Origin of the sequence: Acidovorax temperans, assembly GCF_028596105.1 — a bacterium.
GTDB classification, from domain to species: domain Bacteria; phylum Pseudomonadota; class Gammaproteobacteria; order Burkholderiales; family Burkholderiaceae_C; genus Acidovorax; species Acidovorax temperans.
On the sequence record NZ_CP117193.1, the window covers coordinates 3,785,797 to 3,811,350 of the forward strand.

Genomic DNA, 25,554 nt, shown 5'->3' on the forward strand with positions numbered 1-25,554 from the left:
CACTCGGCACCGCCAGACTCGCCGCTTTCTAGGCACACGCCCCTAACCCATGCGCCCCAACCCGCCGTACAGTGGAATGTGTTTGTTCACCAACCGCCACAGGAGGCTCTACATGGCAAGCAAGAAGTCTTTCCCCTTCGGTCCCGAAGACATGGCATCCGGCGCCGTTCCGTTCAGCGACGCCGTAAAGGAATCGGCCCAGCAGATCTGGCTGGCGGGGCTGGGGGCGTTTTCCAAGGCACAGGCCGAAGGCGGCAAGGTGTTTGAGGCGCTGGTCAAGGAAGGCGTGAACATGCAGCGCAAGACCCAGACGGTGGCAGAGGAAAAAATCACCGAAGCCGCCCAGCGCATGACCAGCGCAGCCACAGAGATGGGCTCGCGTGCTGCCGGTCAGTGGGACAAGCTGGAAACCATTTTTGAAGACCGCGTGGCCAAGGCCCTGGGCCGGCTGGGCATACCCACCGCACGCGACCTGCAGGCGCTGAACGAGCGCATCGACGCATTGACCGAGGAATTGGCCAAAACCCGCAAGGCCCCGGCCGCCCGGGTCGCCAAGGCCGCAGGCAAAACGGCAGGCAAGCCAACACCCCCCACGCCCGCCAAAAAGGCTGCACCCCGCGCCCGCAAGCCTGCAGCCAAGTAGGCGGCCACCCCAGCCTTGCGCGAAGCCCAGCGCGCAAGGCCCGCACGCAGCCAAGCCGACACCGGCCGGGAAACCCCCAAGCATTGCTGCGGTGAATGCTGCATCGCAGCAAATGGGGCTGCGTTAGAGTGGTGGGCACAGACGCATCCCACTCAGCGCGAAAAGGGCAACTCCCATGGCTAAGAAAGCGCCACGCCGCACGGCGCAACGCATTCTGGAAGTGACGCTGGACCTGTTCAACCGGTTCGGCGAGCCCAATGTGTCCACCACCGCCATTTCTGCCGAGCTGGGCATCAGCCCCGGCAATCTGTATTACCACTACCCTGCCAAAGACGCGCTGATCAACACCCTGTTCGACCAGTACGAAGAGGCACTGAATGGGCTGCTGCACGCCAGCGACAGCGTGCACAACGTGGAAGACGCCTGGTTCTTCCTGCACACCCTGTTCGAGCTGATCTGGGAATACCGGTTTCTGTACCGCGACCTCAACGACCTGCTGTCCAAAAACCGCCGCCTGGAAACCCATTTCCAGGCGGTGCTGCACCGCAAGGAAAAGGCCGTGCACACCATGCTTGAAGGCATGCAGCAAGCACATGCGCTGCTGCCCGGCACTGAGACCCGTGCGGCCCTGCCCACCACCGCTACCAGCATGGTGGTGGTACTGACCTACTGGCTCAGCTACGAATACGTGCGCGACCCGCGCCATGCGCTGGAACCCGGCAACGCCCACCATGCCCTGCTGCGCGGCGCGCGGCATGTGCTCAACTTGCTGGAGCCCTACCTGGAAGCCACGCAGCGTGCCCATTTGCAAGCCCTGGCGCAGGCCTATGCCCCACCGGCGGGCTGACTCGCCACCACACGATCAACAACAACATGACGGAGACACCCATGGCACCTTGGACCCCCTTCCCCCACGCAGGCGACTACGCCTGGGATACCACCCGTGTGCAGCAACAATGGAGCCAGCTGCACCTGGGAGACGCGGAGCCCCTGCCCCAGGACCCCGCCGTGCTGCACGCCTGGGCGCTGTTCCATAACGGCGAGTTTCAAAAGGCGGCAGAAGCTGGCCTGGCCGCAGGCGGCGCGGGCATCACGGCTGCCAACAAGGCAACGGCGGTGTACGCTACCTACCTGGAGCCGCGCGAGCAAACGCGGCTCGGGCTGTTCATGCAGATTGCCGAGCGTGCCCAGGCACAGGCTGCCGCCAACGCGCAGCACGCCAACGCCTGGTACTGGAACGCCTACGCCCTGGGCCGCTACTGCCAGGGCATCAGCGTGGCCAAGGCCCTGGCGCAGGGGCTCGGCCAGCAGGTGAAAGAATCGCTGGAAAAAGCCATAGCCCTGTCGCCCCGGCATGTGGAAGCGCGCATTGCGCTGGGCACCTTCCACGCAGAAGTCATCGACAAAGTGGGGGCGATGGTGGGCGGCATGACCTATGGCGCCAAGAAAGAAGTTGGCCTGCAGCTGTTTGAAGAAGCGCTGGCCTTGCAACCCGGCTCGGCCATTGGCATAGTGGACTACGCCAACGCCCTGGTCATGCTCGAAGGCGACGAACGCATTGACGAAGCCACCGCGCTGTATGAACGCGCCGCAGCCTGCCAGCCGATAGACGCGATGGAAGAGCTGCACGTGGCCATGGCGCGGGCCGAGCTGCACGAGGAAAGCTGAGCAAGCCCCACGCCCCAGCAACTACCAGCGGCTACCTGCCGCTGACCACCTCAGGCGCCAAAGCGGCGCGAGGCAATTTCGAGCAGGCCGTCAAAAATCAGGTTGTCCACCAACTCGAAAGGCCGGGTCATGCTCGGCGCCATCTTCCAGCCCGCGCCGCCGGTCATGATGCAGGCGGGCTCCTGGCCGCTGTGCTGCAGCAGGTGCTGGTACATGCGCTCCACCGCGCCGGCAATGGCGTAGGTGCCGCCGCTGGTCAGGGCATCACTGGTGTTGGTGGGAAAGGGCCGCACCTCGCCCGTGGGCACATGCAGGCCAGCGGTGCCGGTTTCCAGTGCGCGCAGCATGATGCCGTGGCCCGGCAGGATGAGGCCGCCCAGGAACTTGCCGTCCACATCAATGCATTCCACCGTCACGGCGGTGCCCACCATCACCACCACCAGGGGCCGTGCCGGGCCCCGGGCCAGCACATGGTGGCGCGCGCCCACCATCGCCACCCAGCGGTCTGACCCCAGGCGCGAAGGGTGGTCGTAGCCGTTGGTAAGCCCCGCCTCTTCAGCCGACGACACCACCCATTGCGGCTCCACGTCCCAGCGCACCATTTGCTCCATCTGCTCTTGCACCCGGCGCTTGGCGGCGTCCCCGGCCACCACGCAGCCCAGCATGCGCGTGGGCACAGGCAATTGGGCCCAGCTGCTTTCGGCCAGGCGGTCGATGTGGTCGAGGAACTCGGCACCATGCGCGATGAGCGCTGCGCCGGGGCGGTGAGCGTCGTACAACGCCCACTTGAGACGGGTGTTGCCGACGTCGATGGCCAAAAATGTCATGGCGCGGATTATCCCGAGTTTTGCCAAGCCCCCTGCACAGGGGGTACACAAAGATACAGGCACTGTCACCCGCTGAACGAAATGGCCGCCACGGCAGGCCAGGGCAAGCTGCAAGCCGCACCGTGTGATTGCCAACAATTTTCATGCGCGCTTGGCCTACACCCATTTGTCGCACACTCGGTCTACAGTGGCCTTTCCAATGTTGGCTGCACTAGGAGGTATCTCATGGGTCTTTTCAGTTTTATCAAAGAAGCGGGTGAAAAGCTGTTTGGCGGCAAAGAGGTGGAGGCCGCAGCGGCGCAAGCGGCCAGCAACCCGGCCCCCTTGCAAGACCTGAACGACAAGGCTGCGCGCGCCATTGAGGCCTATATCGCCTCGCAAAACCTGGGGGTGCAGGGCGTGCAGGTGGCGTTTGACGGCGCCAGCGGCAAGGTGGTGGTTCAAGGCCAGGCCCCCACGCAGGAAGCCAAGGAAAAAGTCACCCTGTGCTGCGGCAACGTGGCGAGTGTGAAAGACGTGGACAACCTGATGGCCGTGTCGGCCCCCTCGCCCGAAGCCCAGTACCACGACGTGGTGCGCGGCGACACCCTGTCGGCCATTGCCAAGAAGTTCTACGGCGACGCCAACAAGTACCCCGTGATTTTCGAGGCGAACAAACCCATGCTGAGCCACCCCGACAAGATCTACCCTGGCCAGAAGCTGCGCATTCCACCCTTGGCCTGACAACTCCGCCTGCACCGTTTCAGGCCTCGCGGCAGCGCGGAAACGCGCTGTTCTGCAGGCGTATTCGGGGATGGGACGGGCGCGCTCAAACCTCGTCGCTGCGCACGAATGACTCCAGCCCTTTGACCATGCGCGCCAGCTGGGGCCCGACCTCCTGCTCCAACAGCTCGCGCGGGAACTTGCTGGCTGCCCCCCCCGCGTTGAAGGCGATAACACGTCCGTCGGGCTGGCGGATGGCGGCCCCTACGCCAACAATATCAGTCTGCCAATCACGCACCACAACTGTGAAGCCACGCGCACGCCAGTGGGCACAACCCGCATTGATGGTCTGTAGCACCTGGGGCCACCGCTGCTCCCCTTCGTCCTTACAAATCTCGGCCAGGAGTCGCTCGCGCTCGCGAGACTCCATCACGGCCAGCAGCGCGTGTCCCATGGCCGTCTCCGCAATCGGGATGCGGGCGCCCAGATCCAACCCCAGCGACAGCGGCGCCCCGGATCTGCAGTTCTCCACGTACAGCACTGACAGACCATTGCGGATACCGAGCGATACCGAGATGTCATAGCGGTTTGCCAAATCCTGCATGTAGGGCCGAGCGATGCGCCGCAGCTTGAGATTGGACACCATCGTGATACCCAACGCCGCCACGCTGTCTCCCAGCGCGTACTTGCCGCTCTCATGCGACTGGCGCAGATAGCCCAGTACACACAGGGTATACGCCATGCGCACCACCGTCGGCTTGGGCAGGCCCGTGCGCGAAGCGATCTCGGCATTGGTCAACCACTTCTCGTCCACATGGAAGCAGGCTAGCACGTCCAGCCCCCGGGCCAGCGCCGTCACAAAGCGACTGCTGTCTGCGCCTTCGTCAAAGTCAAGATGTCTGGTTCGCGCCATGGCTCACTCCAATTAATTTCTTCTGACGGAATTATTTTTCAGTAATATTTATGGTGCTTTTGGGGATTTCCCTATAAATGTTCAATTTTCTATACGCAGATACTGATTGTGCTGTGCCGATATGCTTGAAACCATTAATTCCGCACGGTGAAATTAATTTACAAAATCATCAATAAGGAGACTGACGCTGTGGCATTCACTATCTCGCGCGGCCGCTGGGCCGCCACCATGACCTTGCTGAGTACCCTCGCATTGACCGCATGCGGAGGAGGCAGCACCCAGCCAGAGCCCGAGGAAACGCGCGCGCAGGACAGCCGCCAGTTCTCGCCAGATCCCTCCCGTCTTCCGTTCAGTGCTGTGGCAGGCGCCCCGGAAACCGATCGCTGGTGGGGTGTGCTGGATGGCGCCGGATATCGTGTGGAAGTGCCCAAGAACTGGAATGGCATGTTGGTGATGTACGCCCACGGCTACGGCGGCACAGGGCCCACTGTCAACGTCAGCGACCCCCCGATCCGAGAGCACCTGATCCGCAATGGTTACGCCTGGGGCGCGTCCAGCTTCTCCAAGAACTACTACGACGTGCGCGCTGGCATTGAGGACACGAACGGTCTCGCGCTCGCATTCCAGCGCATCGCAGCTCAAAACGGCCGCACGCTGGCGGCACCGACCAAGACCTACATTGTCGGCACCTCCATGGGCGGGCACATTGCTGCCGCAGCGGTGGACGCCGAGACGCAGGAGACCGCCAACAACAAAGTGCGTTACGACGGGTCCGTTCCCATGTGCGGCGTGCTGGGCGATACCGAGCTCTACAACTACTTCGGCGCCTCGCAGATCGCGGCCCAGCAGCTGGCTGGCATGCCTGTCACCACCTGGCCCGTGCCCAACTGGGCGGAACAAGGCCCCAAGGTTCGCTCCGCACTGTTCACCACCTTCCCGACCGCGACCACCCCTCAGGGCGACCAGTACAAGGAAATCGTCAAGCAACTCACAGGCGGCGAGCGGCCCATGTTCAACGAGGGCTTTGCTGGCAGCATGAACGCGACGGTATGGGGCACGTTCGGACGCGATGGCACGATCAACGGCATCCTCAACCGCGAAGGCTACGACACCACCGGCATCGTTTACCAGTTCGACAACGATCCGGCGCTCACCGCTACCGAGCAATCCTTCAACCAGACGGCCTACCGGCTGCGCGCCGACCCCGAAGCCAATCGTCTGCGCCGCGACGGCCTGCGCTGGTTCCCCAAGACGAACGCGCGCATCAACGTGCCGGTGGTGACCATCCACACGCTGGGCGATGTGTACGTGCCTTTCAGCATGGAGCAGATCTACAAGCGCCGCGCCATGGCGCAGGGCACGGACAAATGGCTGGTGCAGCGCGCCATCCGCGGCGTGTCCCATTGCGACTTCACCGTGGAAGAGCAGGCCTCGGCCTTTGATGCCATGGCCTTGTGGGACCAAAAGGGTGTCAAGCCCGAGGGTGACGAAGTACTGGACCGCGCCACGGTGGCCCACCCGCACTACGGCTGCAAGTTCTCCTCGCGCTCGCGCACTCCGAACGCCTGCCCAGCCTCCTGATTTTCTACCAACGGCCCTGGCCGCCCACACTGGGGCACCGGGGCCATCGACCTGACCTGACTGGAAGACCACTCCATGACCCCACCTCTCATCCACCGCCGCACCCTGGCCTTGCTGCTGGCCGCTGGCTTCGTGGCCGGCCCCGCCCTGGCACAGGCTGACCGATTCCCGAGCCGCCCCATCAAGGTCATGATCGGCTTCACGGCCGGCGGATCGACCGACATACCATTCCGCGTACTTGCGGAAAACGCCTCCAAAATCCTGGGCCAGCCCGTCATCATCGAGAACAAGCCAGGTGCTGGCGGCGTGCTACCCGCTCAGATGATGCAGAACGCCGTTGCGGACGGCTACACGCTGGCGCAGGTCCCGCTGCCGGTGTTCCGCCTGCCGTACACGCAGAAGATTGACTGGGACCCATCCAAGGATCTGCAGTATGTGATCGGCCTGGCCGGTTACGCCTTTGGCCTGGTGGTGCCAGCAGACTCGCCCATCAAATCCATGCAGGATTACATCGCCTACGCGAAGGCAAACCCCGGAAAACTGAACTACGGCACCCCGGGCCCGCTGACCACGCTGCACCTGACGATGGAGAACATCGCCATGCAGGCAGGCGTCACGCTCAACCACATTCCCTTCAAGGGCAACTCCGAGTCGCTGCAGGCGGTGCTGGGCGGACACGTGATGTCGGTGGCTGACACGCCCGGCTGGGCGCCTTATGTGGAGCAGGGCAAGCTGCGTCTGCTGTCCACCTGGGGCGACAAGCGCTCAGCCAAATTTCCGAATGTGCCGACACTCAAGGAATCGGGTATCAACCTGATCCAAACGTCGCCGTTTGGCCTGGTGGCACCCAAGGGCACGGATCCCAAGGTCGTTCAGACACTGCATGACGCATTCAAAAAAGCCATGGACATGCCCAACTACAAGGAGTCCCTGGCCAAGTTCGACATGGACACCTACTACATGGACAGCGCCACTTACAAGCAGTACGCGCTGGACACCATGAAAACCGAGAAGGCCATCATTGAAAAACTAGGCATGGGCAAGTAGGCGATTTCGGCGGACGACCATCTCTGCAGAGCGGTAACGCCGCGCGGAGATGCCCCTACCCCTGCCGCCAGGGCAGGCCGCGAAAACGCCAGCCGCCCTTTTTGCCGCGCTGGCCGTTGTCATCCGGGTCGCCCTCAAAGCCTTCCAGAATGTTGTAGGCGGTGAGCCCCAGTTCGGTAGCCCGTTTGGCGGCGGCGATGGAGCGCACGCCGCTGCGGCACAGCAGCACGGCGCTTTGCCCGGCGGGCACGGCGGCGCGCAGCTGGGCATCAAAGTCGGGGTTCATGGCCATGCCGGGCCATTGCTTCCACGGCACAGCCGCGGCGCCGGGCACGCGGCCCACCCATTCCATTTCGGCCGAACTGCGCACATCCACCAGCACGGCCTTGCCTTCCTGCACCCACTGCCAGGCTTGCTGGGGGGTGACGTCGCCGGCGTAGCCTTCGGCGGGGATCACGGTGGGGGTAGCAGATGAGGTCATGGGTGCAATCCTTTCCGTTCAGTCGGTTCAATCGGGCTTGTTCTTGAAAAGCGGTGTGGCTTCGGCAGCGCTCCATCACCACAGGGGCGCGGGCTCTTCACGCAGGTGGTTGCGCAGCGCAGCATAGTCGGGCACCACGGTGGCCACGGTGTTCCAAAAGCGCGGGCTGTGGTCCATCACGCGCAAGTGGGCCAGTTCGTGCGCTACTACGTAGTCGATGACGGCGGGGCGGTAGTGCAGCAGGCGCCAGTTCAGGCGAATGGAGCCATCGGCCTTGGCGCTGCCCCAGCGGGTTTCGGCGCTGGACAGGCGCAGGCTCGTCCACTGCACACCCAGCAGCGGCGCGAAATGGTCCAGCCGCTCGGTGAAGTGGCGGCGCGCATCGCGCATCAGCCAGGCCAGCACGGCATCGCGGATCTGCGTGGCGCTGGCATCTGCCGGCAGGCCAATCACCAGCCGCGCCGGGGTGTCGGGCGCGGCAGCATGCAGGGCCCCGCCCCGGCCGCTGCGGCTTTGCGTGGCATCCAGCACCACCTGCAGGGGCTGGCCCAGGTAAGGCAGCTGCACGCCATCGGCCCACACAATGCGGCCGCTTTCCAGGCGCTGCTGGCGCTCGCGCGCCTGCACCAGCTTGGTCATCACCCAGGCGCTGCGTTGGCGCAGCACGGTGTCCACGGCCGACAGGGCCACCCAGCTGGGGGCGCGCACGGCCAGGCCATCCGCCCCCACGGTGAAGCCAATGGTGCGCCTGCGCGAGCGGTGCAGGGCATAGGCCACCAGGGCGTCGCCCAGCAGCACCTCGCGGTTGGCCTGGGGGTGGCGGAATTCAGCAGGGGCCAACAACGTTGGCAATGGCGCCGTGGGCAGCGCAGAAATTGCTATGTTTTCAGGAGCTGGCGGCGCTTTGCGGGTGCGCCTTGCAGGCACTTTTGGCTTCAAACCCGAGGGGCCAGGCACGCTGGGCTGAGTGCCGCTGCGCGGGTGGGCAGGCGAAGCGGCGGGCGGTTGCGCTGTGCCACGCGCCCCTGCCGAGGCGTCAAAAAAATCCAGGGCCAACTGCACCAGGCGCTTCATCACAGGCTGCCAGCCGCCACGCGCGGGCCACGCCATGCGCTGGGGCCGTCAACGGCGGGCACCGGCGGGTGGCGTTGTGCGGGGTGCTGGCGCATGGCAGGGTTGCGTGAAGCGAGATCAGTCGGCGCTGCCGCCCTGTGCGGGCGCGGCCAGGGGCTGGGGCTCTGCGGGATAGGCTTCGGGGTCGAGGCGGCGCATTTCGGCCTCGATCCACGCTTCCACCTCGCGCATCAGCTCGTCGGGCTGGCGGCCGGCGGAGGCAATGGCGGGGCCGATGGACACATCCACCACGCCCGGCTTTTTGATGAAGGCCTTGCGGGGCCACACCTTGGCCGATGTGACGGCAATCGGAATCACCGGCACGCCGGTGTCGATGGCCAGCCGGGTGCCGCCGTTCTTGTACTGGCCCTTCTGCCCCCGCTCCACACGCGTGCCTTCGGGGAACATGATGACCCAGGTGCCCTTGGCCAGCAGCGCCTTGCCCTGCTGCACCACCTTGTGGAACGCCTTGGCGCGCAGGCTGCGGTCGATGTGGATCATGTCCAGGCGACCGATGGACCAGCCAAAGAACGGCACGTACAGCAGCTCTTTCTTGAACACGTAGGCCAGGGGGTGCGGCATGATGGCTGGCATCAAAAACGTCTCGTACGTGGACTGGTGCTTGCACAGCAACACCGCACCGCTTTTCTCGCCCTGGGGCAGGTGCTCCATGCCGGTGACGCGGTACTGGATGCCCAGCAGCGGACGAGCGCTGTGCACACAAATCGACAGCCAGGCGCGGGCAATGCGGTACAGCGACGTGCCGCGCATCCCGAACAACGAACCCAGCACGATGGCCAGGGTGTAGGGCACCACGGTGATGGCCATCCACAGCATGTGGATGATGGAACGGATCAGCGCCATAGTTTTCAGTCTTTCTGGCCTCCAGCGCCCTATATACAAGCGCCAGCAGCTATATTTTTTATAGTATCAACCCACCGCCGACGGTGCCGGAACAGGCTGCGACTGCGGCGTTGCGGGCAACAGTTGCTCCACCCATTGCGCCAGGCTGGCATGCACCTGAATGCCCGCAGGCCAGCCCTCGGGCAACGCCTGCCCCGGCTGCAGCCCTGCGGCATGGCCGGTGCACACCAGGTGCAACTTGGCCCCCAGGGCGGCCCCCGCTTGCAGGTGCGCCTGGCAGTTGCCCACCACCAGCACATCGTGCGGCTCCACGCCATAGCGCTCGCAAATCTGCTGCAGCAGGCCCGGGGCGGGCTTGCGGCAGCTGCATTCCTCTTCGGCCGTGTGGGGGCAGTAGAAAACGGCGTCGATGCGCCCGCCCACCGCCGCCATCTGCCGGTGCATTTTGGTGTGGATGGCGTTGAGGGCCACCACGTCCAGCAAGCCCCGGCCCAGCCCGGGCTGGTTGGTGGCCACCACCACATGCCAGCCCGCGTGGTTCAGCCGTGCAATGGCCTCCAGCGCGCCCGGCACGGGCACCCAGTCGTCTGCCGAGGTGATGTAGTCATCGCCCAGGGCGTTGAGCAGGCCGTCACGGTCGAGGATGGCGAGTTTCATGGGTTGCTTCCGTTGCGAGGTCACCAGCACCAGCCTACCAGAGCCAACAAATGTGCATGGGGCCGCAGGGCCTCAAGCCGCCAGACGCGAGAGATCGGCCACGCGGTTCATCGCGTTGTGCAGCATCTTGAGCAGGCCCAGGCGGTTCATGCGCACGTCCATCTGCTCGGCGTTCACCATCACGTCGTCAAAGAAGGCGTCCACGGGCGCGCGCAGCACGGCCAGGGTTTGCAGGCTGGCGGTGTAGTCGCCCGCATCAAACTGCGCATTGGCCTCAGGCACAAAGCGCTGCAGGGCGGCAAACAAATCCTTCTCGGCCTGCTCTTGCAGCAGCGCGGGGTTCACGTGTGCGTCCACGGGGCCTTCCACTTCGGCCTTCTTCAGGATGTTGCCCACGCGCTTGTTGGCGGCCGCCAGCGCGGGTGCTTCGGGCAGCACGGCAAAGGCCCGCACGGCCGCCAGCTGCTTTTGCACCAGGGCCAGACGCTGCGGGCGCAGGGCCAGCACGGCATCCACTTCTTGAGCGCTGTAGCCTTGTTCGCGCAGGCTGCCTGCGAGGCGGTCGTAGATGAAGTCGGCGAGTTGCACCGATGCGTCGGTGATCTTGTCGCCAAAGGCGGGCACGGCACCGGCCAGCAAGGCGTTCAAGTTGAGCGGCAAGTCCTTTTCGACCAGCATGCGGATCACGCCCAGCGCGTGGCGGCGCAGTGCGAACGGGTCGCGGTCGCCGGTGGGCAGGTTGCCAATGCCGAACATGCCGACCAGGGTTTCGAGCTTGTCGGCCAGGGCCACCACCACGCCTGCGGTGTTGCGGGGCAGCGCATCGCCCGCAAAGCGGGGCTTGTAGTGGTCTTCAATGGCGTGGGCAACGGTTTCACCCAGGCCGTCGTTCAGGGCGTAGTAGCCGCCCATGATGCCTTGCAGCTCAGGGAACTCGCCCACCATGTCGGTCACGAGGTCGGTCTTGGCCAGCAACGCGGCTTGGTCAGCGTCTGCCACCAATTGAGCGTCGCCCAGTTGCTGTGCGATGGCCTTGGCAATGGCGCGCACGCGCTCCACGCGCTCGCCCTGTGTGCCCAGCTTGTTGTGGTACACGACCTTGCCCAGACTCTCAACGCGCGAGGCCAGGGTCTTCTTGCGGTCCTGGTCAAAGAAGAACTTGGCATCGGCCAGGCGCGGGCGCACCACGCGCTCGTTGCCACCGGTCACAAAGCTGGTGTCTTCGGGGCTGATGTTGCTGACCACCAGGAACTTGTTGGTCAGCTTGCCAGCGGCGTCCAGCAGCGGGAAGTATTTCTGGTTGGCCTTCATCGTGAGGATGAGGCACTCTTGCGGCACGCCCAGGAACTGCTCTTCAAACTGGCAGATGACGACGTTGGGGCGCTCGACCAGCGCGGTCACTTCGTCGAGCAGGGCTTCGTCTTCGATGGGACGGGCGCCGTTGCCGACCCTGGCAGCGGCACCGGCCAGCTGGCGTGCGATCTCGGCCTTGCGCTCGGCAAACGATGCGATCACCGCACCGTCTTTTTGCAGCGTGGCGGCATAGCTGTCGGCATCTGCCAGCACCACGGGCGACACGGCGGCTTCAAAACGGTGGCCCGTGGTGCTGTTGCCAGCCGTCAGGCCCAGCGCCTTCACGGGCACCACGGTACTGCCGTGCAGCGCCACCAGGCCGTGGGCGGGGCGCACAAAGTTCACGCTGGTCCAGCCGGGCAAAAAGTTGTCCATGCCGCAATCGGTTTCGAGCTGGTAGCTCATCACCTTGGGGATGGGCAGCTTGGCGATGGCTTCGTCCAAGGCCTTTTGCAAACCGGCCTGCAGCGTCGCGCCGGGCACCACGCTGTCGTAGAACAGGGCTTCGGCCTTGCCGTCCTGGGCGCGCTTCAAGGCGGCCACGGCGGCTGTGGGGTTGGACACATCCGCACCCAGCGCTTGCAGCTTTTTCAGCAGCGCAGGGGTGGCATTGCCGTCCTTGTCCAGGCCCACGGTCACGGGCATCAGCTTTTGCTGCACAGCCTTGTCGGCGGCCTTGTCGGCCACGGCGGTCACATGGGCGGCCAGGCGGCGGGGCGAGGCGAACGGTGTGATCACCGAGGCGGCGCTGGCCAGACCCTGGGTCTTGAGCTGGTCGCCCAGCACGGTGGCGAAGGCATCGCCCAGTTTCTGGAGCGCCTTGGGGGGCAGCTCTTCCACAAACAGTTCGACGAGGAGGTTTTGGGTTGTCATGTTGTCGGCTCTATTCCGTCATTCATTACGGCATCCGCTACGCAAGCGATGCCTGAAAACTGGCGTGCCCCATGCGCAAGCAGCCGCGCAAGGGCCGCCCCGCCGCGCTGGCTGCGTCCCCCTGCCCGCATTGCTTGGCAATGCGAGAGCGGGGGGAAGACGCGCAGCGGCTCAGGGGGGTGTTCACTTCAAGCAGCCTTCTTGGGCATCTGCTCCACCCACTCGCGCGGCGCCATGGGGAAGCCCAGGCGTTCGCGGCTCTCGTAGTAGCTTTGCGCCACGGCGCGGGCCAGGTTGCGGATGCGGCCGATGTACGCAGCGCGCTCGGTCACGCTGATGGCGCCGCGTGCGTCCAGCAGGTTGAAGCTGTGCGCAGCCTTGAGCACTTGCTCGTACGCAGGCAGCGCCAGTTGTTGCTCCATCAGGTACTTGGCCTGCTTTTCGTGCGCGTTGAACGCGGTGAACAGGAAGTCGGCGTCGCTGTGCTCGAAGTTGTAGGTGGACTGCTCCACCTCGTTCTGGTGGTACACGTCGCCGTACTTCAGGGTATCGGTCCACTGCAGGTTGTAGACGTTGTCCACGCCCTGCAGGTACATGGCCAGGCGCTCCAGGCCATAGGTGATTTCGCCGGTGGCGGGTTTGCAATCGATGCCGCCCACCTGCTGGAAGTAGGTGAACTGCGTCACTTCCATGCCGTTGAGCCAGACTTCCCAGCCCAGGCCCCATGCACCGAGCGTGGGGTTTTCCCAGTCGTCTTCCACGAAGCGGATGTCGTTCTTCTTCAGATCAAACCCCAGGGCTTCGAGCGAGCCCAGGTACAGCTCCAGGATGTTGGCCGGGGCGGGCTTCAAAACCACCTGGTACTGGTAGTAGTGCTGCAAGCGGTTGGGGTTCTCGCCGTAGCGGCCGTCCTTGGGGCGGCGGCTGGGCTGCACGTAAGCGGCCTTCCAGGGCTCGGGGCCAATGGCGCGCAGGAAGGTGGCGGTGTGCGAGGTGCCTGCGCCCACTTCCATGTCGTAGGGCTGCAAAAGGGCGCAGCCCTGGGCGTCCCAGTAAGACTGCAGCTTCAGGATGATTTGTTGGAAGGTGAGCATGGATGGTGTCTGACTTACCGCAGGCGGAGCCTGCGCCGGTGAATCGAGGGCAGTTTGCACTGCGCAAACGTCGATTTTACGGCGCCCATCGCACCCGGACGGGGGAACAGCCTCCAGGGCACGCACTGCACACCAGAGATGCAGGCCACCTTAGGCCACACCATGACATTCACAAAACCGTCATGGTGGTGACATTCAATCCAGCGTGATCTGTTTTGCCCCTCTCACCAGCAACTACCCCACATGAATCCTCTGTTGAACGCCTCTCACCGCAAGCTTTTCGGTATCTCCCTGCTGGCCGTGGCCGCCCTTGCCGCCTGTGGCGGTAGCGACGATGAGCCCGAACGCACCCCCGCCTCGCTGCAGCTCGAAAAAATTGGCGGCTACTCTGCCGGGCAGTTCCTCAAGAGTGCGGCAGAAATTCCTGCTTTTGATGCAGCCTCCAAGCGCGCTTTCGTGGTCAATGCACAGTCAGGCAAGCTGGATGTGCTGGATCTGAGCGACCCCAAGAACCCCAAGAAAGTCGGGGAAGTCAACGGCGCAGCCGTACTGACCAACGGCGAAGTCAACAGCGTGGCCGTAAAGAACGGGCTGGTGGCCATCGCCATTCAGGCCAAGCCCAAGACCGATGCTGGCCGCATCGCCATCTACCAGGCCGCAGACCTGAAGCTGCTAGGCTCCGCCCCCGTCGGTGCACTGCCCGACATGCTGACCTTCACGCCCGATGGCAAGACCATCTTGGTCGCCAACGAAGCCGAGCCCAGCGATGACTACCAGGTTGACCCCGAAGGCTCCATCAGCATGGTGGATGTGAGCAACCCCGGCGCGCCCGTGGTGCGCACCGCCGACTTCAAAGCCTTCAACAGCCGCGCCGCTGAGCTGATGGCCAAGGGAGTGCGCCTGTTTGGCCCCACAGCAGACGGCAAGGGCCGCGCCACGGTGGCACAGGATCTGGAGCCCGAATACATTGCCGTATCGGCCGATGGCAAGACCGCCTGGGTGACCCTGCAAGAGAACAATGCCCTGGCCATCGTGGACATCGCCAAGGCCGCCGTCACCGACATCGTGGCACTGGGCTACAAGGACCACGGCGTGGCCGCCAACGCCCTAGACTTTGCCGACAGCGACGGCAAGAGCCCCGTGATCAACATCACCACCGCCCCCAACGTGCTGGGCATGTACCAGCCCGACGCCATTGCCGCCTACCAGGCGGGCGACGGCCAGACCTACCTGGTCAGCGCCAACGAGGGCGACGCCCGCGCTTGGGGCGAAGGCACGCCAGCCTATTTTGGCAACGGCGCCAAAGGCCCTGGCGATGTGACCAAGGGCTTCGTGGAAGAGTGGCGCGTCAAGCACCTGGTGCACAAGGACGGCTTCCTGCGCCGTGCTGACGATGACCTGCCCGCCCACTTGATCGCCCTGGCCAAGGGCAACGGCGGCGCACTGCTCAACCCAGCCAACTTCGCCTGGTGCGGCGCCGTGGCCGGCGACCCCAAGACCTGCCGCGACGACGACAAGCTCGGCCGCCTCAAGGTGACCTGGACCCAGGGCTACCAGACCAACGCCGACGGCAGCCCCAAGTGGTACAACGCCGCAGGTCAGGTAGACCCCGCAGGCAATCGCCTGATGTACGACAAGCTCTATGCCTACGGCGGCCGCTCCATCTCCATCTGGGATGCCCAGGGCAAGCAGGTGTGGGATTCGGGCGCAGCCATCGAGCAGTTCCTGGCCAGCGACGACTGCAAGCTGGGTGCCAAGCGCGACATCGCCTGCAAGACCTACTTCAACAGCGGCCATGACGCCACCGCTGCCCTGGATGCACGCAGCTCTGCCAAGGGACCAGAGCCAGAAGGCCTGGCTGTGGGCACCATCGGCAGCAAGACGTTTGCCTTCGTGGGACTGGAGCGCATGGGCGGCGTGCTGGTGTTCGACATCACCGATGCCAAGACACCCAAGCGCGTGGACTACATCAACACCCGTGAAAACTGGACAACTGCATTTGGCGCCGCCACCCCACCCGCACTGGACAAGGTGGGCGATCTGGGCCCCGAAGGCTTGGCCTTCGTTCCCGCCAAGGATTCGCCCAATGGCAAGCCCCTGCTGCTGGTGGGCAATGAAGTCAGCGGCAGCACCGCGATCTTCCAGCTCAACCTGGCGTACTGACCGCCGATGAACCCTGGCGCGGCGCATGCACTGCGCGCCAGGGCTCCCCCGATGCAGTCCAAAAAAAGGGCGTTGGCTTTAAAAGCCAACGCCCTTTTTTATCAGTCTACCTGGGGCTGCGGGAAAGCGCCCCGTCCGTCAAGCGCCAGTCCAGCGGCGCAGCACCAGGCTGGCGTTGGTGCCACCAAAACCGAAGCTGTTGGACAGCACCGTGTTCAGCTGCGCATCGCGCGTCTGCGTCACCAAGGGCATGTCGCCCAGCGCTGGGTCGGGCGTTTCCACATTGGCAGAGCCAGCGATGAAGCCCTTGTTCAGCATGATCGTGCAGTAGATCGCCTCTTGCACCCCCGTGGCGCCCAGCGAGTGGCCGGTGAGCGACTTGGTGGAGGAGAACGGCGGCACCTTGTCGCCAAACAGCGCGCGCATGGCGCGCACTTCCTGCATGTCTCCCACTGGTGTGGAAGTGCCGTGCGTGTTGATGTAGTCGATGGGGGTGTCGAGCCCTTCCATGGCCTGCTGCATGCAGGCAATGGCACCGTCGCCCGAGGGGGCCACCATGTCTTCGCCATCGCTGGTGGCACCAAAGCCCACCACTTCGGCGAGGATGTTGGCGCCACGGGCCAGGGCATGGTCCAGGCTTTCCAGCACCACGGCACCGCCGCCGCCGGCGATCACGAAACCGTCGCGGTTCGCATCGTAGGCGCGCGAGGCTTTCTCGGGCGTTTCGTTGTACTTGCTGGACATGGCACCCATGCCGTCAAACAGCAGCGACATGCCCCAGCTCAGCTCCTCACCACCGCCAGCAAACATCACGTCCTGCATGCCCCAGGCGATCTGCTGGGCTGCCGCGCCAATGCAGTGCGCCGAGGTGGAGCAGGCCGAGGTGATGGAATAGTTGATGCCCTTGACCTTGAAGTTGGTGGCCAGGCAGGCAGACACCGTGGAGCTCATGCAGCGCGTGACCTGGTACGGCCCCACGCGGCGGATGCCCTTTTCGCGCAGCGTGTCGGCCGCTTCGATCTGGTTGGCGGGCGAGCCGCCGCCCGAGCCCATGATGAGGCCAGTGCGTGGGTGGCTGACTTGCTCGGGCGTGAGGCCCGCCTGCTGGATCGCATCTTCCAGAGCGATCTGCGCATAGGCAGCCGCGTCGCCCATGAAGCGCAGCTGTTTGCGGTCGATGCGCGCTTCGATGTCGATCTCAGGCGCGCCGCCCACCTGGCTGCGCAGACCCAGTTCCTTGAACTTTTCCACGGCCTTGATACCGCTCTTGCCCGCACGCAGCGAGGCTTCCACGGTGGCCAGATCGTTGCCAATGCACGAGACGATGCCCGCGCCGGTGATGACTACGCGCTTTTTGGTCATGCTGCGTCCTTGCCGTCTTCCTCACGTTTGAACAAACCTACACGCAGGTCGTTGGCGACATAAATTTCCTCGCCATCGGCCAGCAATCGGGCATCGCCAATGGCCATGACCAGCTTGCGCTTGATAACGCGCTTGATGTCGATTTCGTACGTCACCAGCTTCACGTCGGGGCCAACTTCGCCTGTGAACTTGACTTCGCCCGCGCCCAGCGCGCGGCCACGGCCGGGCAATTGCAGCCAGGTCAGGTAAAAACCGATGAGCTGCCACATGGCATCCAGGCCCAGACAGCCGGGCATGACAGGGTCGCCCTGGAAGTGGCAGGCGAAAAACCACAGGTCGGGCTTGACGTCCAGTTCCGCGCGGATCTTTCCCAAACCGTGCGCGCCCCCATCGCTGTCGATGTGCGTGATGCGATCGAACATCAGCATGGGTGGCAGCGGCAGGCGCCCGCTGTCAGCGCCGAACAGCCGTCCCTCGCCCGAGGCGATCAGTTGTTCGTAGGAAAAGGAATCTGCCATTTTCAGTCGTGCTCCAGAACGGCGGCTTGGCCGCCTCAAATCATCGTTCGTGCAACCGTAGCCCCTGGTTGCGGGCCCCTATTATCCAAGGTAAGCGTGGCCACTGGCGCGTATACACCCTCATTGCTGGTTGGGCTCCCCGTGCCAGCGTGACCTGCATCAAGCCTGAGCCTGCGTGCGGCGGCGCCTGCCCAGCCAGCCGGCCGCCACACCGAGGCCAGCAAGCAGCCACAGCGGCCACAGCCCCCAGCGCGAAGCCCACCAGGCAAAGGGCGTGATGGCAGCACCACCCGACACCCCCAGCCCGCGCCCGTGCACTTCGCCGCGCAAAACACCCCGGCTGAAGCGCTCCAGCGCATGCGTGACCACCCCACGGTGGTCAATGATGACGGTGGCCCCTGTGTTGGTGGCGCGAACCATGGGCCGCTCCAGCTCCAGGGCGCGCATGCGGCTGATTTGCAGGTGCTGGTCTACCGCCAGGGTGTTGCCAAACCAGCCAATGTTGCTGAAGTTCACCAGCACGGTGGGTGCCTGGGCGGGGTCGAAAAACCGTGCTGCCAGTTCCTCGCCAAACAAGTCTTCGTAGCAAATGTTGGGGGCAATGCGCTGCCCCTGCCACTCAAACGAGGGCTGCCCCACCGTGCCCCGGTTGAAGTCGCCCAGGGGAATGTTCAGCATCTCGGTGAACCACTTGAACAGCGGCGGGATGAATTCACCAAATGGCACCAGATGGTGCTTGTGGTAGACGTAGGCTGGCTCGGGCGCCGCCCCCGCAGCCGGGCGCCAGCCCAGCACCGAATTGGTGTAGCCCTCGCGCGCATTGCCCAGCGGTATGCCGAGCAGGGCCGCTTGATCGCCCTGGGTGTAGCGGGCCTGCAGCCCCTCCAGGTAGCCGGGAATCAACTGCTGGGGCAGCAGCGGAATGGCGGTTTCAGGCGCCACCACGAGCGAAGCGGTTTCGCTGCGCAACTGCTCGGCATACCAGGCCAGCGCCAGCGGCACGCCGCTGCCCTGTTCAAATTTTTCGTCTTGAGGAATATTGCCCTGCAGCAGCGCCAGCTTCAGCGGCGCCTTCGCCGCCTGCGCCGGGGTGTGGCACAGCTCTACCGCGCAATGGCGTTGCACCCAGGCAAAACCTCCTGCCCCCAGCAGCACCAGTGCTACGACCCAGGTACGCCAGTGGCGCAGATCGCGCCAGCGGCATTGCACCAGCGCCATGGCCAGCCCCGCCGAAATCGCGCCCACGCCATACACCCCCACCACCCGCGGCAGGGACGACAGGGGCCCCTGCACGTGGGCATAGCCCCCTGCGCCCCACGGGAAGCCGGTGAACCAGGTGCCGCGCAGCAACTCGGCCAGCAGCCACAATGCTGCAAAAAGCATAGCTGCCAGCGCTTTATTGGCGGGCGCTAGAAGGCTAAAAAGCCCTAAAGCAAGCGCATAGTAGATGGCCAGAAACGCCGCAAGCGCCACCACGGCTGCCACGGCCAGCGGCGCGGCCAAGCCGCCATAGGTGTGCAATGAAATGAACAGCCACCAGAAGGTGCCGCACAGCCAGGCCAAAGCAAAGGCAAACCCCAGCAAGGCGCCTTGCCGCCAGGTCGGCCGCAGCCGGTGCAGCAAGCCCGCCAGCACCACCATCGACACGCATTGGAGCCACCACACAGGCTGCCCGGTGCCCGGCAGTGCCAGCGAGGCGGCTTGCGCCAAGCCCGCCAGGGCTGCCACGACAATGGCGCCGATGCGCGCCCAGGAACCCCATGCGGGGGAGTGGGAAAGCGGGTACAGAACGGCCCCCATCAATTGGCAGGGACGCTGTCGTCCACCCGCGACACCTTGAACCAGCGCACCGCGCCGCCTTTGGTGTGGAGCACGACAAAGTGCAGCCCGCACAACTGCAGATGCTCGCCACGCTTGGGCACCCGGCCCATTTCATGCGTGATGAGCCCGCCGATGGTGTCAAAGTCCTCGCCCGGCGCACTGCCCTGAATGGGTACCCCGAATGCTTCGGAGACCCGATCGATGGGCGTGTCGCCACTCACACGGTAGGTCTTGTCGGCCAGACCAAAAATGTCGCCCGAGTCTTCGGCAATGTCGAATTCGTCTTCGATTTCGCCCACGATCTGTTCGAGCACGTCCTCGATGGTGACCAGGCCCGCCACGCGGCCAAACTCGTCGATCACGATGGCCAGGTGATTGCGGTTGCCTCGGAATTCACGCAACAGATCGTTCAGGCCCTTGCTCTCGGGCACAAACACGGCAGGCCGGATCAGCGTGCGGATGTGGAGATCTGGGGACCGCTGCAGCTTGAGCAGGTCCTTGGCCATCAGGATGCCGATGATGTTTTCGCGCTCCCCCTGGAACACCGGAAAGCGCGAGTGGCCGGTATCAATCACCGAACGCAGCAGTGCATGGGGCGTCTCATCGATGTCGATCATGTCCATGCGCGGAGACGCCACCATGACATCGCCAGCGGTCATGTCGGCCATGCGAATCACGCGCTCGATCATCACGCGCGAGTCAGCGCCGATTACCTGGTTGTCTTCGGCTTCCGCCAGGGTTTCGATGAGTTCTTCCGCAGAGTCGGGGCCGGGGTGAATGAACTCGGCCACTTTTTGCAGAAAGCTGCGCTTGTCTTCTTTTTCAGGCAAACGATCGGGGTGTGGATCGGACACTGTCGTGGATTGCAGGACTTGCAGTTGTGGTGGACAGGGCCCAAGGATAGCGGATTGTCTTGACAAGACAACGCCCGGCAATGCACCACTGCAGTACCGGGCGGGGGCTGTGCCGGCTTACTCTGCCGACTGGTGCCGCGCGTGCTGCACGCCACGGCGCACTTCTTGCACGCCGGCCAGGAAGTCCCAGAACTGCTTGGCCTGCTTCTTGACCTGGTAGTCCACCTCGGCGAACTGCTGCTCCACCATTTCGGTCATGCGGGTGTCGAAGTTGGCCGGGGGAATCTGCAGATACGCCTCGGACTCGGAGCCATCGCGGTGCACTGTGGCACCAGCGTTGCGCGCAATCTTCAGCATGGCCGTGTTTTCAGACAGGGCGTGGATGAAGACCATGTTCACACCAGCGTTGCGGGCGTGCATGACAGCACGCTCGAACAGGCGGTTGCCGAAACCACGGCCACGGGCATGCTTGAGCACCGAGACGCCGAACTCGGCGCAGTGCTTGTGCTCAGGGTGCTCGGAGAAAGCCAGGTGGGCCATGGCAATCAGCTCCAGGCGGCGGTTGTAGATGCCGAAGATTTCGTCGCGGCTGAAGTCGAGCTGCTCTGCATAGCGGCGGATCTGCTCGTCATTGGCGGCATAGCCAAAGCGCAGGTAGCGGTCAGCGGGCTCCAGTTTGAGCAAATGGGCAGTGATGCGCTCGCGGGAAGACGGGCCCAGAGAGCGAATGGGGACCATCAGGGGCGTGGAAGGCATAGCAGCCTCCTTCAAAGAATGACTGTTACGGGTGCGCAGCATGCCAGTGCTGGCGTGCCAGGATGCCTTGAGCAGGGCTTTGGTAGCGATCATGGGCTGAACTTTAAGGGTTTTCCCTGATAATTTCCAGCACTTTGTTGCAACGCAGCAAAAAACCCACCCAGGACGCTTGGCCGCCAGCGGACTTTGCCACTGATCGGGTGCTGCCACAGCAGCCGAAGCACCTTAACGGCCCAGACACCCACTTTCAAGACAGGGTTTTCTCTACGCCCCTGCCGCGCAGACAGGGGTGGCGAAATCCCGTGACTTCGCGCCCCGATCCATCACACAGGCAGCGCCGTCGTAGCCTTGACGCTGTCCAGCACAAAGCTGGTTTTGCAATCCTGCACACTGGGGTGCTTGAGCAAGGTGTCCATGATGAAACGGCTGTAGTGGGCCATGTCAGCCACCACCACGCGCAGCAGGTAATCCATCTCGCCCGTGAGCGACGAGCATTCCACCACCTCTGGCCAGGTCTGCACGCTGGCGCGGAACACATCCATGGGGTTGCGCTTGTGGCTCTCGGTGTGCTTTTCCAGGCGCACATTCAAGTAAGCAATGAGCCCCAGTCCCACGGCTTCGGGTTTGACAAGCGCCACGTAACGGCCGATCACACCCGCTTCCTCCAGCCGCTTGACGCGGCGCAGCACCGCGCTGGGCGAGAGCCCGATGGCCGCACCGATCACGTCATAAGTCTCACGGCCGTTCTTTTGCAGGCATCGCAAGATGGCCTTGTCGAGCTTGTCGAGTGCGTCTGGGGTGGTCATGGCGCAAGATTTTATGAACGAAAAGCACCTAAACGCAGGTGTTTTCTCTTCACGGGTATGTCCTGATGGTGGGGAGCGGGCGGCGCCAGAACAATGGTTCTCGCAAAAATGAACGCCCGTTCTTTTTTGCAATTGCAGCCTTGCGCGGTTGGAAGCAGGTTCAACGCCCAGGCACTGCAGAACTGCTCAATGCCTGGCTGGCGGAGAGGGAGCGGAGGCTCTGCCGGAAGGTGTGGGTGGCGTCAAACAACATCACAACGGAGACAACCATGACTGGAATCTTTGGACGCTTCATCAAGGGCCTGGCCATCGCGGTGCCCACCGCCCTGCTGCTTCTGGGCCCACCAGCCCAGGCACAGACCGGATACACCGCCACCCGGCATCCCATCGTGCTGGTGCACGGGCTGTTCGGTTTTGACTCGGTGCTGGGCGTCGACTACTTCTATGGCATTCCCGATGCGCTTCGCCAAAGCGGCGCCAAGGTGTATGTGGCGCAGGTGTCCGCAGCCAACAGCACGGAGGTGCGGGGCGAGCAGTTGCTGGCCCAGGTGAAAAACATCCTGGCCCTGTCGGGGGCCAGCAAGGTCAACCTGATCGGCCACTCGCATGGTGGCCCCACCATTCGCTATGTGGCGGGCGTGGCGCCCCAGCTCGTGGCATCGGCCACCTCGGTGGCAGGCGTGAACCGGGGCTCTCGCGTGGCAGACATCGTGCGCGGCGTGGCGCCTGCAGGGTCGGTCAGCGAAACGGTAGCGAACACCGCCGCCACCGCGCTGGTCGGCATGATCAATCTGCTCTCTGGCGGCACAGGCTTGCAGCAGATGCCCACGGCAGCGCTGGATTCCCTCACCACCCAAGGCTCCGCCAAGTTCAACCAGAAATTTCCTCAAGGCATCCCGGCGGACTGCGGCAACGGTGCTGAACTGGTCAGCGGCGTGCGCTATTACTCATGGACGGGCACCAAAACGGCCACCAACCTGCTCGACCCCAGCGACGCCTTTCTGGTCACCCTGGGCTGGACGTTTGGTGAGGCCAATGACGGACTGGTGTCGGCGTGCTCGTCCCGCTTGGGCAAGCATTTGGGCGACTACCGCCAGAACCATCTGGACGAAGTGAACCAGATGGTGGGGTTGCGAGACTGGTTCTCTGCAGACCCCGTCACGCTGTACCGCCAGCACGCCAACCGCCTGCAACAAGCGGGTTTGTGAAGGGCATGCGCGCATGAACCCACCCTCACCCTGGCGTGCGCGCATCTCTGCCGTGGTGGGCGGGGGCGCCGCGCTGGCCGCAGCGCTGATCGTTCTTTGGCTGGTGGGGCGGGCCGACCCGCCGCCTGGCTTGCCAAGTGGCGGAAGCGCGTTGACTCGCGCGGCCACCGCACCGAGCGCGAGCGGCGTACCGCAGACGACGACCCGTTTGCCGTTGGACCCACACACCGCAGCCGACCCCTTCCTCACCCCGGACCTGCGCTACCAGATCGAAGCCATGCTGCTGGACGCGGGCGACGCCACCACACCCGAAGAGCTCAAGCTCCGGCTCAGCCAGCTTGTGCGCAAACACTTTGGCGCCGATCTGGCCACCCGGGCGCTGGCCCTGGCGGAGCGCTACGTGGACTACCGCGTGGCCCTGGGCACGCTGAAAGCCCCCCGGCCGGACGACCCCACGGCGCTGCGCAACAGCCTGAACGCACGCGAGCGTCTTCGCGAGCGCTACTTCGCCCCGGAAGAACATGAGGCCCTGTTTGAGCGCGAATCGGCGCTGGACCGTTACACCCTGGCCCGCCTGGAAATCCAGCACAACACCGGGCTAACGAAAGAAGAAAAAGCCCGCGCACTCAAAGACACCGAGGCAGAACTGCCGCCAGAGCAGCGGGCAGACCGCGCCCATGCCGTGGCCCACCTGGGCGCAGCGGCGCAAACGCAAGACTTTGAAACGCGCGGCGTGGACGATCGCACCCGCTACCAGCTGCGCAGCGCCACTTACGGCACCGACGCCGCACAGGCCCTGGCGCGCCTGGACCAAGAAGAGCGCGCCTGGAACCAAAAGCTGGACGACTACGCCGCTGCCAAGGCCCAAGCCCATGACCCCAGCCAGATGCAGGCACTGCGCGAACAGCTGTTCACCCCCCAGGAACAACTGCGGCTGGAAGCGGCCTTGGCGCTGCGGCAATCACAGCGCTGACACCGCACAATCGCAAAACACTGCGCGCCGCATTGACCGCGCGCAATATTCATGCATTCGCGCAAACAATCTGCGCCCAGAACGCCGAAATCGTGATGAATGGCGCGCCTACAGTGCGTGACATTCATCAATTTTTCGGAGACACCATGAACGCCGCCCTGCCCGCCCAAGCCCTGAAAGAAACCGCCGCGTGGGACAACCCCATGGGCCTGATGGGCTTCGAGTTCGTCGAGTTCACCTCGCCCCAGCCCGGTGCGCTGGAAGCGGTGTTTGAAAAGCTGGGCTTCACGCTGGTCGCCAAGCACCGCTCCAAGGACGTGGTGCTGTACCGCCAGAACGGCATCAACTTCATCCTGAACCGCGAGCCCCACAGCCAGGCGGCCTACTTTGGCGCCGAGCATGGCCCCTCGGCCTGCGGCCTGGCCTTCCGCGTGAAGGACGCCCACAAGGCCTACAACCGCGCGCTGGAACTGGGCGCCCAGCCCATCGAGATCCCCACCGGCCCCATGGAGCTGCGCCTGCCCGCCATCAAGGGCATCGGCGGCGCGCCGCTGTATTTGATTGACCGGTTTGAAGATGGCAAGTCCATCTACGACATCGACTTCGAATTCATCGAAGGCGTGGACCGCCGCCCCGTGGGCCACGGTCTGAACGAGATTGATCACCTCACGCACAACGTGTACCGGGGCCGCATGGGCTTCTGGGCCAACTTCTACGAAAAGCTGTTCGGCTTCCGCGAAATCCGCTACTTCGACATCCAGGGCGAATACACGGGCCTGACTTCCAAAGCCATGACCGCGCCTGACGGCAAAATCCGCATCCCGCTGAACGAAGAGTCCAAGCAGGGCGGCGGCCAGATCGAAGAATTCCTGATGCAGTTCAACGGCGAAGGCATCCAGCACATCGCGCTGATCTGCGACAACCTGCTGGACGTGGTGGACAAGCTGGGCATGGCGGGCGTGCCACTGGCCACCGCCCCCAACGACGTGTACTACGAAATGCTGGACACCCGCCTGCCAGGCCACGGCCAGCCGGTGCCTGAGCTGCAGTCGCGCGGCATCTTGCTGGACGGCACCACCGCTGACGGCACACCCCGCCTGCTGCTGCAGATCTTCTCCACACCCATGCTGGGCCCGGTGTTCTTTGAATTCATCCAGCGCGAAGGCGACTACCGCGACGGTTTTGGCGAGGGCAACTTCAAGGCGCTGTTCGAGTCGCTGGAGCGCGACCAGATCCGCCGTGGCGTGCTTGCCGCCGACAAGGCCTGACCCCGAACG

Annotated in this window: 24 protein-coding genes; 10 read left to right on the forward strand and 14 right to left on the reverse strand. The window is 64.2% G+C overall.

All coding sequences use genetic code 11. The annotated features are described in order from the left end of the window. Nucleotides 1–112: 112 nt before the first annotated feature. The 3 genes from PQV96_RS17690 to PQV96_RS17700 all read left to right on the forward strand — a co-directional run bounded on the left by PQV96_RS17690 (nucleotide 113) and on the right by PQV96_RS17700 (nucleotide 2,311). Entirely contained in the window at nucleotides 113–643 is a 531-nt protein-coding gene (locus tag PQV96_RS17690; protein WP_420482159.1) for a phasin family protein, read from the forward strand. Nucleotides 644–818: 175 nt separating this feature from the next. Continuing rightward, nucleotides 819–1,490 carry a TetR/AcrR family transcriptional regulator gene (locus PQV96_RS17695; RefSeq protein WP_273623776.1) on the forward strand — a complete coding sequence of 224 codons (672 nt, stop codon included), beginning with the start codon at nucleotides 819–821 and terminating at the stop codon, nucleotides 1,488–1,490. 41 nt (nucleotides 1,491–1,531) lie between these two features. Beyond that, nucleotides 1,532–2,311, forward strand: a complete 780-nt coding sequence (locus PQV96_RS17700; RefSeq protein WP_273623778.1) for a tetratricopeptide repeat protein — start codon at nucleotides 1,532–1,534, stop codon at nucleotides 2,309–2,311. Between the two features lie 50 nt (nucleotides 2,312–2,361). Here PQV96_RS17700 and PQV96_RS17705 read toward each other — a convergent pair whose 3' ends face one another. After that, the gene (locus tag PQV96_RS17705; protein WP_044395704.1) at nucleotides 2,362–3,138 is read right to left on the reverse strand and encodes a type III pantothenate kinase; all 777 of its coding nucleotides are present in this window, start codon (nucleotides 3,136–3,138) and stop codon (nucleotides 2,362–2,364) included. Nucleotides 3,139–3,363: 225 nt separating this feature from the next. On the opposite strand from PQV96_RS17705, the gene lysM reads away from it, so the two are divergent. Beyond that, nucleotides 3,364–3,861: a peptidoglycan-binding protein LysM gene (gene lysM / locus PQV96_RS17710; RefSeq protein WP_207373151.1), complete on the forward strand. Its 498-nt coding sequence runs from the start codon at nucleotides 3,364–3,366 to the stop codon at nucleotides 3,859–3,861. Between the two features lie 85 nt (nucleotides 3,862–3,946). Here the strand turns inward: lysM and PQV96_RS17715 are convergent, their stop codons facing one another. Beyond that, entirely contained in the window at nucleotides 3,947–4,753 is an 807-nt protein-coding gene (locus tag PQV96_RS17715) for an IclR family transcriptional regulator (protein WP_273623781.1), read from the reverse strand. 189 nt (nucleotides 4,754–4,942) lie between these two features. Here PQV96_RS17715 and PQV96_RS17720 point away from each other — a divergent pair, with 189 nt between their 5' ends. Then, nucleotides 4,943–6,334, forward strand: coding sequence for an alpha/beta hydrolase family protein (locus PQV96_RS17720; RefSeq protein ID WP_207373152.1), 1,392 nt, complete (start codon nucleotides 4,943–4,945; stop codon nucleotides 6,332–6,334). A 75-nt stretch (nucleotides 6,335–6,409) separates the two neighbouring features. After that, nucleotides 6,410–7,381: a tripartite tricarboxylate transporter substrate-binding protein gene (locus PQV96_RS17725; RefSeq protein ID WP_044395700.1), complete on the forward strand. Its 972-nt coding sequence runs from the start codon at nucleotides 6,410–6,412 to the stop codon at nucleotides 7,379–7,381. A gap of 55 nt (nucleotides 7,382–7,436) precedes the next feature. Here the strand turns inward: PQV96_RS17725 and PQV96_RS17730 are convergent, their stop codons facing one another. From PQV96_RS17730 to glyQ, 6 genes are all read right to left on the reverse strand, one after another. Next, nucleotides 7,437–7,862 (reverse strand): rhodanese-like domain-containing protein, encoded by a 426-nt coding sequence (locus tag PQV96_RS17730; protein WP_082753246.1) that lies wholly within the window; start codon nucleotides 7,860–7,862, stop codon nucleotides 7,437–7,439. A gap of 75 nt (nucleotides 7,863–7,937) precedes the next feature. After that, the gene (locus tag PQV96_RS17735) at nucleotides 7,938–8,936 is read right to left on the reverse strand and encodes a M48 family metallopeptidase (RefSeq protein WP_273625274.1); all 999 of its coding nucleotides are present in this window, start codon (nucleotides 8,934–8,936) and stop codon (nucleotides 7,938–7,940) included. Between the two features lie 117 nt (nucleotides 8,937–9,053). Continuing rightward, nucleotides 9,054–9,839 (reverse strand): lysophospholipid acyltransferase family protein, encoded by a 786-nt coding sequence (locus PQV96_RS17740; protein ID WP_273623785.1) that lies wholly within the window; start codon nucleotides 9,837–9,839, stop codon nucleotides 9,054–9,056. Nucleotides 9,840–9,905: 66 nt separating this feature from the next. Further along, a complete protein-coding gene (gmhB, locus tag PQV96_RS17745; RefSeq protein WP_273623786.1) occupies nucleotides 9,906–10,496 on the reverse strand; it encodes a D-glycero-beta-D-manno-heptose 1,7-bisphosphate 7-phosphatase in 591 nt (196 codons plus the stop codon). 72 nt (nucleotides 10,497–10,568) lie between these two features. Next, on the reverse strand, nucleotides 10,569–12,722 hold the full coding sequence (gene glyS, locus PQV96_RS17750) for a glycine--tRNA ligase subunit beta (RefSeq protein ID WP_273623789.1): 2,154 nt from the start codon (nucleotides 12,720–12,722) through the stop codon (nucleotides 10,569–10,571). A gap of 188 nt (nucleotides 12,723–12,910) precedes the next feature. Continuing rightward, complete coding sequence (gene glyQ / locus PQV96_RS17755) at nucleotides 12,911–13,816, reverse strand: glycine--tRNA ligase subunit alpha (RefSeq protein WP_005799952.1); 906 nt, start codon at nucleotides 13,814–13,816, stop codon at nucleotides 12,911–12,913. Nucleotides 13,817–14,059: 243 nt separating this feature from the next. On the opposite strand from glyQ, the gene PQV96_RS17760 reads away from it, so the two are divergent. Further along, nucleotides 14,060–15,979 (forward strand): choice-of-anchor I family protein, encoded by a 1,920-nt coding sequence (locus PQV96_RS17760; protein ID WP_242638012.1) that lies wholly within the window; start codon nucleotides 14,060–14,062, stop codon nucleotides 15,977–15,979. Between the two features lie 138 nt (nucleotides 15,980–16,117). Here PQV96_RS17760 and fabB read toward each other — a convergent pair whose 3' ends face one another. The 6 genes from fabB to PQV96_RS17790 form a co-directional block, all read right to left on the reverse strand. Next, nucleotides 16,118–17,341, reverse strand: a complete 1,224-nt coding sequence (gene fabB, locus PQV96_RS17765) for a beta-ketoacyl-ACP synthase I (RefSeq protein WP_273623790.1) — start codon at nucleotides 17,339–17,341, stop codon at nucleotides 16,118–16,120. Next, the gene (fabA, locus tag PQV96_RS17770; protein ID WP_273623791.1) at nucleotides 17,338–17,859 is read right to left on the reverse strand and encodes a 3-hydroxyacyl-[acyl-carrier-protein] dehydratase FabA; all 522 of its coding nucleotides are present in this window, start codon (nucleotides 17,857–17,859) and stop codon (nucleotides 17,338–17,340) included. Before fabA ends, fabB begins: the two co-directional genes overlap by 4 nt. A 159-nt stretch (nucleotides 17,860–18,018) precedes the next feature. Next, nucleotides 18,019–19,659, reverse strand: a complete 1,641-nt coding sequence (lnt, locus tag PQV96_RS17775) for an apolipoprotein N-acyltransferase (protein WP_273625275.1) — start codon at nucleotides 19,657–19,659, stop codon at nucleotides 18,019–18,021. Then, nucleotides 19,659–20,534, reverse strand: a complete 876-nt coding sequence (locus tag PQV96_RS17780) for an HlyC/CorC family transporter (RefSeq protein WP_273623793.1) — start codon at nucleotides 20,532–20,534, stop codon at nucleotides 19,659–19,661. The genes lnt and PQV96_RS17780 overlap by 1 nt, the downstream gene beginning before the upstream one ends. Before the next feature lie 117 nt (nucleotides 20,535–20,651). Continuing rightward, nucleotides 20,652–21,383: a GNAT family N-acetyltransferase gene (locus tag PQV96_RS17785; RefSeq protein WP_066697438.1), complete on the reverse strand. Its 732-nt coding sequence runs from the start codon at nucleotides 21,381–21,383 to the stop codon at nucleotides 20,652–20,654. Nucleotides 21,384–21,613: 230 nt separating this feature from the next. After that, complete coding sequence (locus PQV96_RS17790) at nucleotides 21,614–22,096, reverse strand: Lrp/AsnC family transcriptional regulator (RefSeq protein WP_207373157.1); 483 nt, start codon at nucleotides 22,094–22,096, stop codon at nucleotides 21,614–21,616. A gap of 269 nt (nucleotides 22,097–22,365) precedes the next feature. On the opposite strand from PQV96_RS17790, the gene PQV96_RS17795 reads away from it, so the two are divergent. The 3 genes from PQV96_RS17795 (at nucleotide 22,366) to hppD (ending at nucleotide 25,545) form a co-directional block, all read left to right on the forward strand. Then, entirely contained in the window at nucleotides 22,366–23,304 is a 939-nt protein-coding gene (locus PQV96_RS17795; protein ID WP_207373158.1) for an esterase/lipase family protein, read from the forward strand. Between the two features lie 13 nt (nucleotides 23,305–23,317). Then, complete coding sequence (locus PQV96_RS17800) at nucleotides 23,318–24,277, forward strand: lipase secretion chaperone (protein WP_207373159.1); 960 nt, start codon at nucleotides 23,318–23,320, stop codon at nucleotides 24,275–24,277. A gap of 146 nt (nucleotides 24,278–24,423) precedes the next feature. Then, nucleotides 24,424–25,545: a 4-hydroxyphenylpyruvate dioxygenase gene (gene hppD / locus PQV96_RS17805; RefSeq protein ID WP_207373160.1), complete on the forward strand. Its 1,122-nt coding sequence runs from the start codon at nucleotides 24,424–24,426 to the stop codon at nucleotides 25,543–25,545. The last annotated feature ends 9 nt before the right edge of the window (nucleotides 25,546–25,554 follow it).

Bases quoted from the DNA above. Each gene is read 5' to 3' on its own strand.
- PQV96_RS17690 (WP_420482159.1), top strand. From the start codon at position 113: ATGGCAAGCAAGAAGTCTTTCCCCTTCGGTCCCGAAGACATGGCATCC.
- PQV96_RS17695 (WP_273623776.1), top strand. From the start codon at position 819: ATGGCTAAGAAAGCGCCACGCCGCACGGCGCAACGCATTCTGGAAGTG.
- PQV96_RS17700 (WP_273623778.1), top strand. From the start codon at position 1,532: ATGGCACCTTGGACCCCCTTCCCCCACGCAGGCGACTACGCCTGGGAT.
- PQV96_RS17705 (WP_044395704.1), bottom strand. From the start codon at position 3,138: ATGACATTTTTGGCCATCGACGTCGGCAACACCCGTCTCAAGTGGGCG.
- lysM (WP_207373151.1), top strand. From the start codon at position 3,364: ATGGGTCTTTTCAGTTTTATCAAAGAAGCGGGTGAAAAGCTGTTTGGC.
- PQV96_RS17715 (WP_273623781.1), bottom strand. From the start codon at position 4,753: ATGGCGCGAACCAGACATCTTGACTTTGACGAAGGCGCAGACAGCAGT.
- PQV96_RS17725 (WP_044395700.1), top strand. From the start codon at position 6,410: ATGACCCCACCTCTCATCCACCGCCGCACCCTGGCCTTGCTGCTGGCC.
- PQV96_RS17730 (WP_082753246.1), bottom strand. From the start codon at position 7,862: ATGACCTCATCTGCTACCCCCACCGTGATCCCCGCCGAAGGCTACGCC.
- PQV96_RS17735 (WP_273625274.1), bottom strand. From the start codon at position 8,936: ATGAAGCGCCTGGTGCAGTTGGCCCTGGATTTTTTTGACGCCTCGGCA.
- PQV96_RS17740 (WP_273623785.1), bottom strand. From the start codon at position 9,839: ATGGCGCTGATCCGTTCCATCATCCACATGCTGTGGATGGCCATCACC.
- gmhB (WP_273623786.1), bottom strand. From the start codon at position 10,496: ATGAAACTCGCCATCCTCGACCGTGACGGCCTGCTCAACGCCCTGGGC.
- glyS (WP_273623789.1), bottom strand. From the start codon at position 12,722: ATGACAACCCAAAACCTCCTCGTCGAACTGTTTGTGGAAGAGCTGCCC.
- glyQ (WP_005799952.1), bottom strand. From the start codon at position 13,816: ATGCTCACCTTCCAACAAATCATCCTGAAGCTGCAGTCTTACTGGGAC.
- PQV96_RS17760 (WP_242638012.1), top strand. From the start codon at position 14,060: ATGAATCCTCTGTTGAACGCCTCTCACCGCAAGCTTTTCGGTATCTCC.
- fabB (WP_273623790.1), bottom strand. From the start codon at position 17,341: ATGACCAAAAAGCGCGTAGTCATCACCGGCGCGGGCATCGTCTCGTGC.
- fabA (WP_273623791.1), bottom strand. From the start codon at position 17,859: ATGGCAGATTCCTTTTCCTACGAACAACTGATCGCCTCGGGCGAGGGA.
- lnt (WP_273625275.1), bottom strand. From the start codon at position 19,659: ATGGGGGCCGTTCTGTACCCGCTTTCCCACTCCCCCGCATGGGGTTCC.
- PQV96_RS17785 (WP_066697438.1), bottom strand. From the start codon at position 21,383: ATGATCGCTACCAAAGCCCTGCTCAAGGCATCCTGGCACGCCAGCACT.
- PQV96_RS17790 (WP_207373157.1), bottom strand. From the start codon at position 22,096: ATGACCACCCCAGACGCACTCGACAAGCTCGACAAGGCCATCTTGCGA.
- PQV96_RS17795 (WP_207373158.1), top strand. From the start codon at position 22,366: ATGACTGGAATCTTTGGACGCTTCATCAAGGGCCTGGCCATCGCGGTG.
- PQV96_RS17800 (WP_207373159.1), top strand. From the start codon at position 23,318: ATGAACCCACCCTCACCCTGGCGTGCGCGCATCTCTGCCGTGGTGGGC.
- hppD (WP_207373160.1), top strand. From the start codon at position 24,424: ATGAACGCCGCCCTGCCCGCCCAAGCCCTGAAAGAAACCGCCGCGTGG.